General features: G+C 61.0%; 11 protein-coding genes. 2 read left to right on the top strand and 9 right to left on the bottom strand.

The window, feature by feature from the left end; translation table 11 throughout:
• Positions 1-253 precede the first annotated feature (253 nt).
• Positions 254-1,765, top strand: coding sequence for a hypothetical protein (locus AB7933_RS17995; RefSeq protein WP_024075575.1), 1,512 nt, complete (start codon positions 254-256; stop codon positions 1,763-1,765).
• 139 nt (positions 1,766-1,904) lie between these two features.
• On the opposite strand, the gene AB7933_RS18000 is transcribed toward AB7933_RS17995, so the two are convergent.
• Together AB7933_RS18000 and AB7933_RS18005 are read right to left on the bottom strand one after the other, a co-directional pair.
• A complete protein-coding gene (locus AB7933_RS18000; protein WP_024075576.1) occupies positions 1,905-4,157 on the bottom strand; it encodes an ATP-dependent DNA helicase in 2,253 nt (750 codons plus the stop codon).
• Positions 4,154-5,803, bottom strand: a complete 1,650-nt coding sequence (locus AB7933_RS18005; RefSeq protein WP_024075577.1) for a VRR-NUC domain-containing protein — start codon at positions 5,801-5,803, stop codon at positions 4,154-4,156. The genes AB7933_RS18000 and AB7933_RS18005 overlap by 4 nt, the downstream gene beginning before the upstream one ends.
• 187 nt (positions 5,804-5,990) lie before the next feature.
• Between AB7933_RS18005 and AB7933_RS18010 the strand changes: the two genes are divergently transcribed.
• Complete coding sequence (locus AB7933_RS18010; protein WP_024075578.1) at positions 5,991-6,215, top strand: YgdI/YgdR family lipoprotein; 225 nt, start codon at positions 5,991-5,993, stop codon at positions 6,213-6,215.
• A 504-nt stretch (positions 6,216-6,719) separates the two neighbouring features.
• Here AB7933_RS18010 and AB7933_RS18015 read toward each other — a convergent pair.
• The 7 genes from AB7933_RS18015 to AB7933_RS18045 form a co-directional block, all read right to left on the bottom strand.
• Positions 6,720-8,144, bottom strand: a complete 1,425-nt coding sequence (locus AB7933_RS18015) for a lipase (RefSeq protein ID WP_024075580.1) — start codon at positions 8,142-8,144, stop codon at positions 6,720-6,722.
• Positions 8,145-8,184: 40 nt separating this feature from the next.
• Positions 8,185-9,522, bottom strand: a complete 1,338-nt coding sequence (locus tag AB7933_RS18020) for a TolC family outer membrane protein (RefSeq protein ID WP_024075581.1) — start codon at positions 9,520-9,522, stop codon at positions 8,185-8,187.
• Positions 9,523-9,524: 2 nt separating this feature from the next.
• Positions 9,525-10,817 (bottom strand): HlyD family type I secretion periplasmic adaptor subunit, encoded by a 1,293-nt coding sequence (locus AB7933_RS18025; RefSeq protein ID WP_024075582.1) that lies wholly within the window; start codon positions 10,815-10,817, stop codon positions 9,525-9,527.
• Between the two features lie 97 nt (positions 10,818-10,914).
• Positions 10,915-12,642, bottom strand: a complete 1,728-nt coding sequence (locus AB7933_RS18030; RefSeq protein WP_024075583.1) for a type I secretion system permease/ATPase — start codon at positions 12,640-12,642, stop codon at positions 10,915-10,917.
• Between the two features lie 103 nt (positions 12,643-12,745).
• The gene (locus tag AB7933_RS18035) at positions 12,746-13,114 is read right to left on the bottom strand and encodes a protease inhibitor Inh/omp19 family protein (RefSeq protein WP_024075584.1); all 369 of its coding nucleotides are present in this window, start codon (positions 13,112-13,114) and stop codon (positions 12,746-12,748) included.
• Positions 13,115-13,163: 49 nt separating this feature from the next.
• A complete protein-coding gene (locus AB7933_RS18040) occupies positions 13,164-14,597 on the bottom strand; it encodes a serralysin family metalloprotease (RefSeq protein WP_024075585.1) in 1,434 nt (477 codons plus the stop codon).
• A 372-nt stretch (positions 14,598-14,969) separates the two neighbouring features.
• A complete protein-coding gene (locus AB7933_RS18045) occupies positions 14,970-16,073 on the bottom strand; it encodes a P1 family peptidase (protein ID WP_024075586.1) in 1,104 nt (367 codons plus the stop codon).
• Between the last annotated feature and the right edge of the window lie 9 nt (positions 16,074-16,082).

The following is a 16,082-nucleotide window of genomic DNA, read 5'->3' on the forward strand; positions in this document are numbered from 1 at the left end:
AAGCGGGCGGGAGTGGTTTGCCTCCATCAAACGCCCCCTGCGATGGCTTGCCTACTGTCAGAGTTAACAGGTGGCGACGGGCGGTCAATGATCGCTGATCGATTCATCGCAAACCGCCATGACGCTGACAGGACCATTGGTCGCTACCTGTCAACTCTGACAGTAGCGCGCGCATTTATTCCGGTATCTGATGACGGCAAACGCACCGTTTGACGTGCGATCACGTGCACTGATGCCTATCAGGAGATCAATCATGCCCACCAAGAAGACTCAGCCTGCAGCCGCACTCGAAGAAGCGCCAAGTGCGACTGAAAACGACACCCTGACGCTGGAAAAAAAGGACAACCCGAAGCGTCTGGATCGACTCAACGTCCCCGGCATGGTCGATCACGTCGATGGCGAGGACGCAGGCATCGCAGCATGGTTGTTTGAGTCCGGCCTGACCCTCGAGGTGCAACGCAATTGGATCGCGAGTCCCGGGGATATCATCACCGTGGGCTATCTGATCGGCGAAACGAATGTGGTGATCCTGGGTACAAAGATCCTGGAGCCCGGCGAGGAAACCCGTAACAGTTACTTCTTTGCCGCCCAGCAAAAAGACCTGCCGGACGGTCGATATGCCCTAGTCTACCTCGTTCACTATAAGGGTGGCGCCGACTACGATATGTCCTATCCGCTGCTGACATTGGTCAAGACCGACCTCCCGGCCGGCGATGACAACAATCAAGTCGAACCGGGGCACTCAGAGCTGAAGGTCAGTCTGTCCGAGAAAGTGATCGTGCCAGGGAACGCCACGAAAGGGGTGGTGGTCACTCTTCAGCCCTACCCTAATCACCACCCGAAGGACACCGTCATTCTCCACTGGGGGAACGTCATCATCAGCCAGACAGCGGCTGGCCCCCTCCAGCCGACCGTGATCGATGTGACCTACCAGCACCTTGTCGACGCCGGCGACAGTCCCAATATGGCTGTGTGGCTTGAGGTCATTGACCTGGTGGGCAACATTTCTACACCAGGGTCAGCCACCATTCGCGTGTCGGTCGACCTGGACGCGAATGCACCTGATGGTCCGGTTTTTTCAGACGCTGGCCCAGTTGGCTATATCGATTTGGAACTGGTGGATGAAAAACCGGTGGAGCTGCAAATGCACACCCGGGACACTGTCGGCCTGAAAGATGAAATATACGATGTCATGATTCGTATCTATCCTCCCAAAGGTGGGGTGAAGGTCATCCACAAGTTTGTCCCTATCACCAGGCCCGGACGAGTGCATTCGACCTTCATCGATTACGTTGACGTGCGCGCCGCCGCCGAGGGCCACATAGAAGTCAGTTTTGTCTTGAGGAAGTCCGTCCCCCCTTTCGAGGTCTACTCCAAGAAAAACACCGCCGAAGTCCGCGGGTACATTGCCCGGCTGGAAGCGCCCTCCGTAGAGGGCTACCCCAACGATCACATCGCGGATGACCCGGCGCATGTGATTGTGTCCATCCCCTATTATGCGTGGCGCCAGGCGACCGACCAGATTGCCGTGATCTTGCGTTATGTGCGGTCATTGAACGACGTGATCCTGCATATCGAAACAAAGGAGGTCGGGCTCTCCTGGCCTGCGGGCGCCCCCGTCAAACGCCTGATTTACCGCGAGCAGTTGCAGCAATTCAAAGGCTACCGTCCTGAGTTTTATTACGTGATATTGGCGACGGGGTTCACCCGCGCACGCGCGGTGAACCTGAACGAATCCCTTCGGCGGGTGTTGACCATCAGTTGAATGACGGTCAATCGGTGCGGTCGGCGGTTCAACTGACGGTACATTCCCCTGGCTCTGGGGCAAGGATCCTGTCCCGGACGCGTCGGTCAGTTATGCGGGCGCGCGTCTCTATCCTCTGAGCGGGGTAGAGACCGCCGTCCTATACGAACGCCCACCAGCGCGGCAATAACTGGCGCACCTGGGGTTGGCCAAACCGATCATCGATCAGCATCACCACGCCCCGGTCGTGTTCGCTGCGGATCACCCTGCCCGCCGCCTGCACGACTTTTTGAATGCCGGGGTACAGGTAGGTGTAGTCGTAACCCGCACCGAAAATCGCGCCCATCCTGAGCTTCATCTGCTCGTTGACCGGGTTCAGCTGCGGCAGCCCCAAGGTGGCAATAAAGGCGCCGATCAAACGGCTGCCGGGCAAGTCGATGCCTTCGCCAAACGCTCCCCCCAGCACCGCAAACCCGATGCCTTGGCTGTGTTGGGTGAACTGGTCGAGAAAGGCCTGGCGTTCAGCTTCGGCCATGCCTCGCGCTTGCAGCCACAGGGCAATCGCCGGGTGCCGCAGCGCCAGCAACTGAGCCACTTGTTGCAGGTAATCAAAGCTTGAAAAAAACGCCAGGTAGTTCCCCGGTTGTTGCGCGAACTGGCTCGCGATCAAATCGACGATGGGTTCCAGCGAGGCTTGGCGATGCACGAACCGAGTGGAGATTTCATCGACAATGCGCACCCGCAACTGCTCGGCCTTGAACGGTGATTCCACATCGACCCACGCCGTGTCTGCCGGCAAGCCCAGCAGGTCGGCGTAGTAGTGGCGTGGGCTGAGCGTGGCGGAAAACAGCACGCTGCTGCGTGCCGCCGTCAAGCGCGGCCGAATGAATTCGGCGGGCACCACATTGCGCAGGCACAAGGTCGAGCGGCTGCGTTTGCCGCCGAGCGAATGCTTGCTGATGTCGAAGATAAAGTGCTCGTTGAACAGCTCCGCCACTTTGGCAAATTGCAGCGCTTCGAAGTAGAAGGCTTGCAGCTCGCCCGCCAGGGATTCGGGGTGGTCATTGAAGTAGTCGCCCATGGCGCTGATGCACAGGCTCAGGGCCTGGAGCAGTTTGTCGGGCCGGGTCGCATAGGCCTGGTACGGTGCGACCTGTTCCTTGTGCAACGCATTCCACTCGCGGTTGAGGCGCTGCAAGGGTTTCTTCAGTGGCTCTGGGGCGCTGTCGCGCAGGGCCTGGAGACTGAACTGGCTGAGGCTTGCGCTGTACATCGAGCGGGCGCGTTCCACCAGGTTGTGGGCTTCATCCACCAGCACCGCCGCGCGCCATTGGTTGAGCTGGGCGAGGCCGAACAGCATGGCGCCGAAGTCGAAATAGTAGTTGTAGTCGGCCACGACCAGGTCGGCCCAGCGCGCCATTTCCTGGCTCAGGTAATACGGACACACATGGTGGGCCAGGGCGACTTCGCGCAGGTTGCGCTGGTCCAGCAGACGCACGCTTGATGCCGCCTCACGGGCGGCGGGCAGGCGATCGTAAAACCCCTTGGCCAGCGGGCACGAATCGCCGTGGCAGGCTTTGTCCAGGTGTTCGCAGGCTTTGTCCCGCGCGACCAGTTCAAGGACGCGCAGGGGCAAATCGCTGCTGGCGTGCAGCAGCTTGGCCGCATCCAGGGCAAGTTTGCGGCCGGGGGTCTTGGCGGTGAGGAAGAACACCTTGTCCAACTGCTGCGGCGCCAGGGCCTTGAGCAGCGGGAAGATCGTGCCCACGGTCTTGCCGATACCGGTGGGCGCCTGGGCCATCAGGCAGCGGCCAGTGCTGACGGCCTTGTACACCGACTCCGCGAGGATTCGCTGGCCGGGGCGGAACTCGGCATGGGGGAACCCCAGGGTTTGTGCGGCGTGGTTGCGCGCTTCGCGGTGCTGCATTTCCTGATGGGCCCACTCCAGGAACCGCGCGCATTGCTGGTTGAAGAACGCTTCCAGGTCCGCCGCCTGGAAGCGTTGATTGAGCAGGGTCTCACCCTCGCCGACGATGTCGAAATACACCAGCGCCAGGTCGATCTGCGTCAACCCGAGCTTCTGGCACATCAACCAGCCGTAGACTTTGGCCTGGGCCCAATGCAGTTGCCGATGGTTGGCAGGCTGGGCGTCGAGGTCGCCGCGATAGGTCTTCACCTCTTCCAGGCGGTTGTTGTCCGGGTCGTAGCCGTCCGCCCTGCCCCGCACCTTGAGCTGCTGGTATTCGCCCTCCAGCGCCACTTCGCTCTGGTAGTGCGCACTGCGCCGCGCGGCAACGGTGCGGTGCCCGGCAATGCCTTCCTGGGCGCTGGGCGAGGGGGTGAAACGCAGGTCCAGGTCGCCGACCTTGGCGGTGAACTCACACAGCGCCCGCACGGCCACGCTGTAGCTCAAGGGGTTGGCTCCGCCCAGCGCACGTAGCAAACCGTGACTGGCATCTGGTATTGGCCACAGAACTCCAGCCAACGCAGCTGGTTGTCTTGCAAGCGGTCGCCGGGGCCTTTGACTTCGATCATGCGGTAGGTTTTTTCGGCGGGCCAGAACTGGATCAGGTCCGGCATCCCCGCACGGTTGGCGCGGATATCCAGCAGCAGCCGCTCGAACCAGTGCCGCAGGTGTTCAGCGGGTAAGCAGGCCAGGGCCTGTTCGAGCAATGCCTCGCTGAGCAGGTTCCAGAACACGAACGGCGACTGGATCCCCCACTTGTCCACGTAGCGCTGGCGAATGGTTGCCTTGTAGCGCTCATCCTGCAATTGCGCGAAGGCAGCCGCAAACAGCGGCGCACGCCGTGAATGGAAATCCTCGCTGTGCAGGTCCGCCGGTCCGCGCTGGAACGGGTGGAAAAACGCCCCCGGCAACGGTGCGAAGATCGCGTCCCAGCACAACAGGCCGAACAGTGAATTGATCAGGCCGTTCTCGACGTAATGCACGGGTGCATCGGGTTCGCTCAGGTGCGCCTGGACGCAGTACTCCACCGACATCAAGGGCTCCGGCGGGGCCAGTGCCAGGTCCAGGCGCGGGACGTCGCGCGGCTTGGCCTTGGGCAAGCGCGGTTGCCCCAGCTTACGTTGCAGGCGCGGCAAGACGCGCAACAGGTGTTGCTGTTCGGCGGCACTTTCCGGCGCCTGTTGGGCGGCGCAGGCCAGCGCCAGCGCTTGAGCATAAGCCTCCTGGCGCTCCAGCACGCGGATCAGTCGCGCGCGTGCGCCGGGGTAGGCGCACGCGCGGTAGATCTGCTCGGCCATGGCCAACTCGGCATTGCGTTCGCAATACTGGCCGACCTGGAACAGCAATTTGGCCCGGCGCTTTTGCAGCCAAGGGTTGTCGGTGTGCAGCGTGGCGACCTGCGCCAGTAGCGTGTCCAGCGCCTCGCCGGCTTCAAATGCCTGTTGGCACTGGTGCAGGAACAGAAAACCGAGCACATCGTCGCGCGTGCGCAAACCACGGGACTCGGCGCAGAACTCGACCTTCTCATAGGTGTAGATGCCCAGGTCCGCCAGCACGAATTCCGACCAGTCCTGGTGCAGGTTGCCGAAGAACATCAGACGCAGGCGGTCACACAGGTCCATCACGGTCAGGCTGTACAGCCTGTCGGCCAACTCGGGGCACCAGTGGGCGAAGCTGCGGCTTTCGGTGAATTGCGCCGCCAGGGGTTCAAGCCAGTCGGCCTTGTTGCCTTTGGGCTGGTCGATCCACGCCTGGAACACCGCGAGCATTTCGCTTTTTTGCAGCAACGCAAACAACTCGTGGAAGGCCAGCGGGCACTGGTCGTCGACCCAACCCAGTTCCAGCAAGGGGCGTACAGCGGCATGGGGGCAGCCGATCTCCTGGTAGGTGAGCTTGCCCGCGCGAAAATGCACACCCTTGCGCATCACCATGCGCACCAACAACGCCTGGGACGCCTGGGGCAACCTGTCAAATTGCTGAATGAAATGCTGTTCATCCGTATCGAGTAAATCGGCGTAGCGATGCCCCAGCCAATCCAGCACTTGGCGGAAGTTATGCAGGTAATACAGGGGATCGTCGAGGGGATTGGCCATGGCGCGCAGTGATCAAATACTGGTTATGCATACAGAGTGCCGTCGCAAACGCGTTGTTGCAATCGGTAATAGATAAATGGCCCACGCAACTTTTTGCATAAAAGTGATCAGATGGAGAAGTTGATGGCGTACCATTTATTGCCCGCAGCCACAGGCGCGGGACTTTTTCAGGGTTAAGGTAAGGGTTATGAACATGAAGAATTTGAGTCTGCCACTGGTTGCACTCACTTTTCTGGTATTGGCCGGTTGCGCGACGCAAACCGTAGTGACGCTGCAAAATGGCACGCAGTATTTGACCAAGGACATTCCAAAAACCAAGACCGCCGACGGGTTTTATGAGTTCACCGATATTGCCGGCAAGCACATCCGCGTCAAGGCCGACGATGTGGCAACGGTGCGCAAGGAAGACTGATTTCCAGCGCCAACACTGATCAAATGTGGGAGGTCCTTAGCGCTGTCGCACAGCAAACTGGCCGCCCTGTGGCGAGTGGGCCTGCTGTGCTGAGCAGGTTTGTTGTGGCAAGCAGGCTTGTTGTGGTGAGCAGGCTTGTTGTGGTGAGCAGGCCTGTTGTGGCGAGCGGGCTTGCCCCGCGTTGGGGCGCGAAGCGGCCCTACCCCCAGGCACCGCGGTTTTTCAGAAAGAACAAAGAACTTGGCGACTTTGTTGGGGGCTGCTTCGCAGCCCAACGCGGGGCAAGCCCTAATGCCGTTCAGTTAAGCGTACATCGCCTTCTGTAGGAGCGAGCTTGCTCGCGAAAAACGTCAACGATAACGCGTGTTTCCTGAATGAACGCGGCGCCTGTAAGTTCTTCGCGAGCAAGCTCGCTCCTACAAAAAAAGCCTTAACTGAACGGCATTAGGGCAAGCCCGCTCGCCACAACAAACCTGCTCGCCACAACAGCCCCCTCCCACAGTTTCAAGCGATAACAATCCCCTCCCCCGACAGCCCGACCACCCCCACCAACGTCACCGAATCCGCGCCAAAACTGATCACCGTATCCGCGCCTACCACCTTGGCGTGATCACGATAATCCGCACTGCCCTGCACATCCGTGAACACCAGCTTGTCGGTCGCTTGATAGCCGATAACCCGGTCCTGGCCGAAATGCCCGTTGAACAGAAACGTGTTGTGGCCGCTGCTGTCGCGGATCGTGTCATTGCCCTTGCCGCCCTCGATAAAGTCCGCGCCCTTGCCGCCCTGGATCAGGTCATCGCCGTCGCTGCCAATAATGAATGTGTTGCCCTTGTGCGCCTCGGCATTGCGGTTAAGGTCCTGCACCCAGGTGTTAGCCCGCGCCGGGTCGGACTGGTTGGCGACGATGATCGTCGAGTCGCGGCTCATCTGCGCATAGAAACCTGACTCCACAATGCGCGTCATCCCATCGCCATACCCCGTGGGCAAATGCGAGATCCAAGTCGGCAGGTTGGTGATGGAAAACGGCAGCACATTCCATAGCGTCGAGGCGTAGTGGTCGTTGAAGCTGACGATATTGTCGGTGGTCGATTCATGGGGTTGGTCATGCACGCCCAACGACGACCAATTGAAGGAGGAGCCGTCCAGCGCACGGAATACCGGGTCGTTTTCATAACCGATATTGAGCACCTTGTCGCCGGCGCTCTGGGTCGGCGAGGCGTAGGCCACGTAGTTGGCGTCCTGGTAGAAACCCGCCCATTTGCCGCTGCTCAAGTCGGCCATGCTGTTGACCGCCAGGCCGCCCAGGCTATGGCCGCTGACCACCACGTCGTGGCCACTGAGGCCGTGGGCGCTGGCATAGTCGGCGACGTTCTTGAGCAGGCCGCCAAAGGCTTCGCCGGCATAGTTCTTCGCGTAATCCTTGGGGCCCAGAGCGGCGAGCAGATCGCTGACCAGATCCCCTATGGAGTCGCTGATCAACGTTTCCCGAGGGCCTGAAGTACCGCGAAAACCGATACCGATTTCCAGCAACTTGCCGGCGTCATCGTACTTGCCCAGTACCTCGACCTGGGCCGTGGTGTAGCCGGCCTTTTCGCCGAAGAACGTGCCTCGGGCGTCGACCTTGCCGGTATAGCCCAGGGCGCTCGCGCTGATGGGCGTCCAACCGGCCTGTTGCACAGCGTCCAGGGCGGCTTTTTCCGTGTCCGGGTTCCAGGGAATGCCGGGAATCACGCCCTGGGAATCCGTACTGCCCAGCAGAGCACCGACCAGCGTGGCAGGCAAGCCGAGCCCCAGGCCGTTGTGCTGGTAGCCCACGGCAAAGCCGTTATCCAGGTTGTGGTAGGTATACAGCGTGATCGCCATGGCATCGGCGAACAACGCTTTGGAGCCTTCGGCCCCGAGGTTTTTATAGTCAAACACGCCCATGGTCTTGCCTCTCTGTTGTTGGAATTGTCGAGAAAGTCAATTACTGCGGTGCCGGCCCGAACGCCTCATCCACCTTGGCCAGGTCGGTGTCGCGCAGGTTGCCGGCGTAGTAATGCAATTTGGTCCAGGCCATCAGGTAGTCATAACGCGCCTGGGCCAAGTCGCGCCGCGTGCTGTAGAGCTGTTGCTCAGCGTTCAACGCATCGAGGTTGACCCGCTCGCCACCGAGGATGCTTTGCCGGGTCGACACCACCAGCGCTTGCGCCGAGGTCAGGGCCTTTTGGTAAGCGCGCAGTTTGCTGACCCCGGACAGGCAGGCACTGAACTGCCGACGCAGCTCGATCAGGGTTTCGCGGGTCTTGCCTTCCAGTTCGTACTCGGCCTGCTCCATGGCGCGGCTGGCCTGGCGGGTGGACGCCGAAGTACCGCCACCGGCGTACAACGGCAGGCTGACTTCGACGCCGATGGTGTTGGTGTCGTAGCGCTGGTTGTAGGTGTTGCCGCTGTCGGACTCCTGCTGGCGCGAGCTGGCATACGCCATGACCTTCGGCAAATGCCCGGCGCGGTTGCGCTCCACTTCGTAACGCGCCACTTCCAGGGCCTGGCGCTGGGACGCGAGTGTGGGGTTGTTGCTCACCGCCAGTTCATGCCAGCTGTCGTAGTTGGCCGGCGTCAGCGTGAAGGCGGCGAAGCTTGGGTTCAGGGGCGCCAAATCGGTGATATTGACGCTCTGTACGCCGATCAAGGCGCCCAGCTCTCTCAACGAGGCGTCCTGCTCATCCAGCGCCTGGATTTCTTCAGCGGTGGCCAGTTCATAGCGCGATTCGGCTTCGAGGATATCGGTCCGCGTGCCTTCGCCTTGCTGGAACAGGTGCCGGTTCTGCTGGAACTGCTGCTCGAAGGCTTTTTTCTTGGCGCGGGCGATATCGATCTGGTCCTGGGCAAACAGTGCCTGGGTGTAATAACTCAGCACCCGCACCAGCAGCGCCTGGCTCTTGTCGCGAAAACTCTCATCGGCAAACAACGCTTGGGCCACGCCCTTGCGGTAGTTGGCGTAAGCCTCGTAGTCGAACAACGGCTGTTGCAGGCTGAACGTGGAGCCATAACTGTTGTAGTTGCGGTCATCGTGATAATTGCCGCCACGCCCATCGGGCAAGGTGGCCTGGGAGTTGTTGCGGCCCTTGTTGTAGGTGTACGACAGCTTGGGCAGCAGGCCGGCGCGACCGATGGTGCGGTTTTCCAGGCCGGCATCGCGCTCCTTGATGGCGCCGAGAAACACCGGATCGTTACGCAGCGCCTGTTCATACACATCGAACGGGCCCATGGCGGCCTGGGCATTGGCGCAGGCCAGCAGCAAGGTGATGAACACTGGTTTCATGCTCATTCCTCGGTCAACGCTGAGCCGGCGCGATCGAGCAACGGCTTGAACAGGTAATTGAGCAACGAGCGTTCGCCGGTGCGCACGAACATCTCGGCAGGCATGCCCGGCTTGATCACCAGGCCGTGGAGTTTCTCCAGGGCCGCCTCGCTGACGGCTGTGCGCAGCACGTAATACGGGGCGCCGGTTTTTTCGTCGAGCATCTGGTCGGCGGAAATCAGGCTCACTTCCCCCGGCACACGTGGGGTGCGGCTCTGGTTGAAGGCGGTGAACAGGATATCGACCGGCAAGTGGGTGCCGACCTTGTCCACCAGGTGCACCGGCAAATGCCCTTCGACTTCCAGGCGCGTGCCCTGGGGCACGATTTCCAGCAGGGTTTCACCGGCACGCACCACGGCGCCCTCGGTGTGCACGCTGAGGTTGACCGCGATGCCGTCGGCCGGTGCGTTGATCTCGCTGTGTTGCAGATCGAAGCCGGCGGAGGTGAGTTGCTGCTCCAGGGTCAGGCTGCGCAACTGTGCGTCGGCCAGTTGGCTGCGGACTTCCTTCTGGTATTCCTCGCTGTGCTGCTGCAGCTTAAGGCGCGATTCAAGGATGCCCTGCTCCACCCGGCCGCTTTCGCCGGTGTTCTGCGCCAGGTCCTGTTGCACCTGGGACAACTGGCGTTGGTACTCCATCAAGCGGTTGCGCGGGATATAACCGTTGTCGGCCAAGGGTTGCAGGTTGCTCAGTTGGTCGCGCAGGGACTGGGCCTGGGCGGTCAGGTCGCTGCGCGCACGGCGCATGCCGTTCAGTTGCGCGCTGGCACCCTCGATATTCGCGCGAATGCCCGCCTGTTCACGGGCAAAGGCTTCGCGGCGGCTGCTGAACAATTGGCGCTGGCCTTCCAGGACCAGCGCCAATGCCGGGTCGGGGCTGTTGCTCAGCTCAGCGGGAAAGGTGATGGCCGATTGATTGTCGCGTTCACTCTGCCACCGCGCGACGCTGGCCCAGGCCATGCGGTACTGGGCTTGCAGGGACTGCACGTCGGCCTGGTGCTGGGTCTGGTCGAGACGGAACAGCGGCTGGCCTTGCTTCACCCACTGCCCTTCCTGCACCAGAATCCGACTGACCACGCCGGGGCTGAAGGTTTGCACCGCCTTGCGTTTGCCCGACACCACCACCGTGCCCTGCACCGGGATGCCCTGGTCCAGGGGCGCCAGGCTGGCCCAGAGGAAAAAGCCACCGGCACCGACCACGCTCAGCAGCCAGCCCATGCGCGCGAAGAACCGGGCGTCGCGTTGTTCATGAATCATGCTGACATCCTTACTGCTTGACGCAAAACCTGTAGGAGCGAGCTTGCTCGCGAAAAACTCACCGTCACCGCGTGTATCCAATCAGGGCGCGTCATCGTTAACGCCCTTCGCGAGCAAGCTCGCTCCTACCTTGGGGCGGGTGCTCCCTGTGGCCGGACAACGCCCGCAGTACTTCCTGGCTTGGCCCGAATGCCTGCAAACGCCCTTCGTTAAGCACCAGCAACTTGTCAGCCTGGGCCAGCGCCGAGGACCGATGGGTGACCAGGATCACACTGCTGCCCTGGGCCTTCATCTGCACAATGGCGCTGGCCAGGGCGGCTTCGCCGACGGTGTCGAGGTTGGAGTTGGGTTCATCGAGCACAATCAGGCGCGGCTCGCCATACAGTGCACGGGCCAGGGCCACCCGTTGTTTCTGGCCACCGGACAGGCCGCCGCCGTTGTCGCCCAGGACCGTGTCATACCCGTGGGGCAAGCGCAGGATCAATTCATGCACACCGGCTTGTTGCGCAGCCTTCACCACACGCTCGGGGTCGGCATCGCGAAAGCGCGCGATGTTGTCGGCAATGCTGCCGCTGAATAGCTCAATGTCCTGGGGCAAATAGCCGATATGCGGGCCCAGGTCGCCGCGGTCCCAGCGATGGATATCCGCGCCATCCAGGCGCACCGTACCGGCCAGGGTCGGCCACACGCCCACCAGCACGCGGGCCAGGGTCGACTTGCCAGAGCCCGAGGCGCCGAGCACCCCCAGCACGTCACCGGCGCCCAGGTTGAAACTGACTTGATGCAAGGTGGCGATGCGTCGCCCTGGCGGCCCAGCACTGACCTGCTCAAAACTCAGCTGGCCCTTGGGCGCGGGCAACGCCATGTGCTCGACTTCAGGCGGGAACTCGCGCAGCAATTCATCCAGGCGCTGATAGGCCAGCTTGGCCGAACTCCATTGCTTCCACACCGCAATCAGTTGGTCGATGGGGCTGAGCACGCGGCCCATCAGGATAGAACCGGCGATCATCATCCCGGCGGTCATATCCCCGCGGATCACCAGCAGCGCACCCAGGCCCAGCACCAGGGATTGCAGGCACAGGCGCAGGGATTTGCTCACTGAGGTGACCACCGAGCCGGTGTCACTGGCCTGGTTCTGCAAGCCGAGGAACTGCGAGTGCACGGCAAACCAGCGCTGGCGCAGGGCGCCGAGCATGCCCATGGCCTGGATGGTCTCGGCGTTGTGTAAATGGCTGGTGGCCAGTTGGGTGGATTGCTGGGAGAAACCACTGGCCTCCCCCAGCGGCTTTTTGGTCAGGTATTCGTTAAGACACGCTAATGCAATCAGCAACACTGCGCCGGCCGTCGCCAAGACGCCCAACCACACGTTGAACAGGAAGATCACAAACAGGTAGATGGGAAACCACGGCGCATCGAAAAAAGCGAACAGCGCCGGCCCGGTAATGAATTGGCGGATATGGGTCAGGTCGCCCAGGGCTTGCCCGGCATGCCCTTGGCCACGTTGCAGGTTGCGTTCGAACGCGGCTTTATAAACGCGCAAGTTGAAACGTCGTTCTAACTGGCTGCCGATGCGGATCACGATAAAACTGCGGATGACTTCCAGTGTGCCAATAAACGCAAAGAACCCCACGACCATCAGCGTCAACATCACCAGGGTCGTTTCATTCTGGGAAGACAACACGCGGTCATACACTTGCAGCATATAAATGGACGGCACCAGCATCAGCAGGTTAATCAAGGCGGTAAAACAACCCACGCTGATCAAAATGCTCTTGTATTCACCCAGCGCCTTGAATAAGGGCGCAACGCCTTGGGGTTTGGCCATATCTCTTGTTCTTCCCTGAATCAAATTACGCGCATAAGTTGCCCGAGCCCCTGGTCGGGGCCAGTCAACTAATAACATCGAGTGATCGCGTTATAACCCATAACTAAGGGGCGCGTTGCAATACCACTTCCGTTCCGGATGGCGTACGGCCTTTGTATTCGCCTTCCTTCTGGCGATTCAAATGGGTGATCCCGGTGCCTTCGGCATTCATCAGCCAGATACCGTCGGGCGTCGGCGACCAGCTCAGGGGTTTGTCACCCAGCCATTGCGTCACACAAGCCACATCACCGCCCAGGGCATTGGCCGGTTCCAGCAGGTCGAGGGCACACACCTGGTCCTGCTGGTGCAACTGCCAATGCCCGGCCAATTGGGCGCTCGTGGGTAAAACAAGACTGCTCGCCATTGCGTGGGCTCCTGCCGACATGACCATCGCCTGCAACACGCAGGCGATCAAGTTGAAAAAACGCTGCATCTTCACGCTCCATCCAACAGGCGCGGCGCCGAAACGCCGCGCCCTTGTATCACGCGACGATATCGCTGACCGCTGCCTGGCCGACCGTGGTGACGAGGAAGTCCGCCACGCCGTGCCCGGAGAAGTCCACCGCCAAGGTACCCAGGTTGGTGCCCGAGGCATAGGTCAATACCGCATCGCCGGCATGCCCGGTGAACGCGTTGACGAAGGTCAGGCCCGCGCCTTTGGTGATGCCGGACAGGTCGATCTTGTCCGAACCCGAGGTGAAGTCAAAGATCTTGTCCGCCGCCCCAGGCTTGGAATCGGAACTGGCACCGAACACAAACGTGTCGTTGCCGGCGCCGCCCCACAGTTGGTCGGCACCGCCGCCGCCGTAGATGAGGTCGTTGCCGGCCCCGCCCTTGATCACGTTGGCGGCGTTGTTGCCGATGATCAGGTCGTTGCCCGCGCCACCGAAGGCGTTCTCGATGGTCACGCCCTTGGCGATCGAAACGTTACCCACCAGGCCGCCCACATCGGAGAACGAGGCTTCATTGAGGTTGATCTTCTGGTTCTGGGTAAAACCGGAGAAATCCAGGGTGTCGTTGCCACCACCGTCCCATACCGAAAACACCAGTTTGTCGGCGTTGGAGGTGGCGCTGAGGAAGTCACGCCCGGTGTTGGAGTTGAACCCGTAGGTGGTATCGCCGGCGCGGGTGTTGTAGTTGGCACCGTAGAGCTTCTGGATCGCGGCGATGTCGTCGATCAGCGGGCCGGAGGCATAGGCTTCAACCCCGCCTTTACTGAAGTTCTGGTTGGTGTTGCTTTCGCTCCAGTAGCTCATGAGGCTGTAGCCGCGCGTGTCCTGTCCATAGGTCGCGTCGTTGTAGGTCGGGTTGCCGTTCCCGGCGTTGTAGTCGCCAGGGTGCGCCAGGCCCAGGGTGTGGCCGATTTCGTGGGTCAGGGTCTGCCGGCCGTAGTTGTTCAGGTCCGGGGTCTTGTTCGGCGTGTAGCTGTTGTTGGTCAGGTACCACGACGTGCCGTCATAGCCCGCCCCGGTGCCAGGCAGGTAGGCAAAGGCTGCCGCGCCGTCCTGGCCGCTGCTGTAGTTGCCGAACGTCATATGAGCGTCACCGCCGCTGGCCTTCTCGGTGAAGGTCACGTTGGCCACGTCCGACCAGGATTGCATGGCCAGGGCGGCCTGGGCTTTCTGCTGGGCGTTGAACTGGCTGAAGCCCGAGATACCGTGTTTGTTCAGGGTGCTCGAGGAGGCCGAGGTCAGGAAGGTGTAGGTCAGGTCGATCTTGCCGTTGCCGTCAACGTCCCGGTACGCGGCGCCGTCACGCAGCAATTGGGTGGCTGCCTGGTCAACGGTATAGGAGGGTTTGCCATTGATCGTGAGGTTGCCGCCACGGTCATACAAATGGCTGAAGCTATCGATTTGCGAGTAAGCGGTGCTGGCTTGCGCCGCCGACACAATAGCCTTGTCTTTTACTTTTGACATAAACGTACTTCCTTGTTTGCAAGTGCATCAGTTTTTATCGATAGGAACCCCGCGGGCGAGATCGTCCTATCACTCGCCTCTTTTGAAGGCGTATCGAAACTGACACAATTTGAAAACTTTCGTCTACCTCTATTTACACAGTGGAAAAATCATAGAGGAGCAACTTAGGGAAGTCATAAGCCGTGTTTGTTGGGGGCCGATTGCTTTTGTCCGACAAAATAACCAGGGCTGTTATTTAAATATTAAATACGGGTAAAGCCGCTCAAGTAGAGCGGCAAACCCCATTAAGGGATCCACTGTATTGTCACGGTGTCATTGGCACTATTCATCTAGCCCGTTATTACACTTACATCATTAAGTACATGCCCCCTATTACCGGGACACACTCCAGCCGGTTTTGCCCAATGCCTGTAACAGTGTTTCGCCGTTCAAGCCCGGCACTTGCACACCGTCGTCCGTCATCATGTCTTCGCCAGCCAGCATGGCGTTGATGATCGCCTCCTCCACTGCCTCCGCCGCCGCGAGGAACAACGGTGAAATATGGTCGTTATTGACCATCTGCAACGCGGTGCTGAACGGCAGGCCCTTGCGCCCGTAATCCGCGGGCGGCAAATCCTGGTTGCCAGTGGCGAAGGCCAGGAACAGGTCGCCGCTGGAGTCCTCGGTACCCCCGCCGGTACGGGCGATGCCTATGGAGGCGCGCTGTGCCAGGCGCTGGCATTGATGCGGCAACAACGGCGCATCGGTGGCCAGGATCACCACAATCGAGCCCATGCCCGGCGTGCCACGCTCGGCAAACGGTGACGGGATGTCCATCAAATGGCGGCCTGCCGGGTAGCCGTCGACCCGCAGTTCCTGGCGCTTGCCGTGGTTAGCCTGCACCAGCACGCCGACGGTCCAGCCGCCCTGCTCCGCTGGCAAGCGGCGCGACGCCGTGCCGATGCCACCCTTGAACTCATGGCAGATCATCCCGGTGCCGCCGCCCACAGCGCCCTCCTGTACCGGGCCCGGTTCGGCGTTGTTCACCGCCTCGCGCACATGCGCAGGCTTGATGTGCTGGCCCCAGATATCGTTGAGCAGGCCGTCATAGGTTTCCATCACCACCGGCATGCACCAATACACCGCCGGGTCCGCCAGGCGTTCGCGCTCCAGGGCGATCAACGTATCGCGCACGATGCCGATGCTGTGGGTGTTGGTGATCGCCAGCGGCGTCGTCAACAGACCGGCTTCGTTGATCCATTCCAGGCCGGTGGCGTCACCGTTGCCGTTTAGCACGTGGTAACCGGCAAAACACGGCTGTTGCCGCGCCTCCCCGGCGCGCGGCTGGATCACGCTGACACCGGTGCGCACCTGCTTGCCGTCGATGCGGGTCTTGAGCGTACTGTGGCCGACGCGAACGCCGGGAACATCGGTGATGGCATTCAATTCGCCGGGCGTGCCCAGCCCCAACGTAATGCCCAATTGACGTGCACGCATACCCACTCC

The sequence above is a fragment of the Pseudomonas gorinensis genome, from assembly GCF_042015035.1.
Lineage (GTDB): Bacteria > Pseudomonadota > Gammaproteobacteria > Pseudomonadales > Pseudomonadaceae > Aquipseudomonas > Aquipseudomonas gorinensis.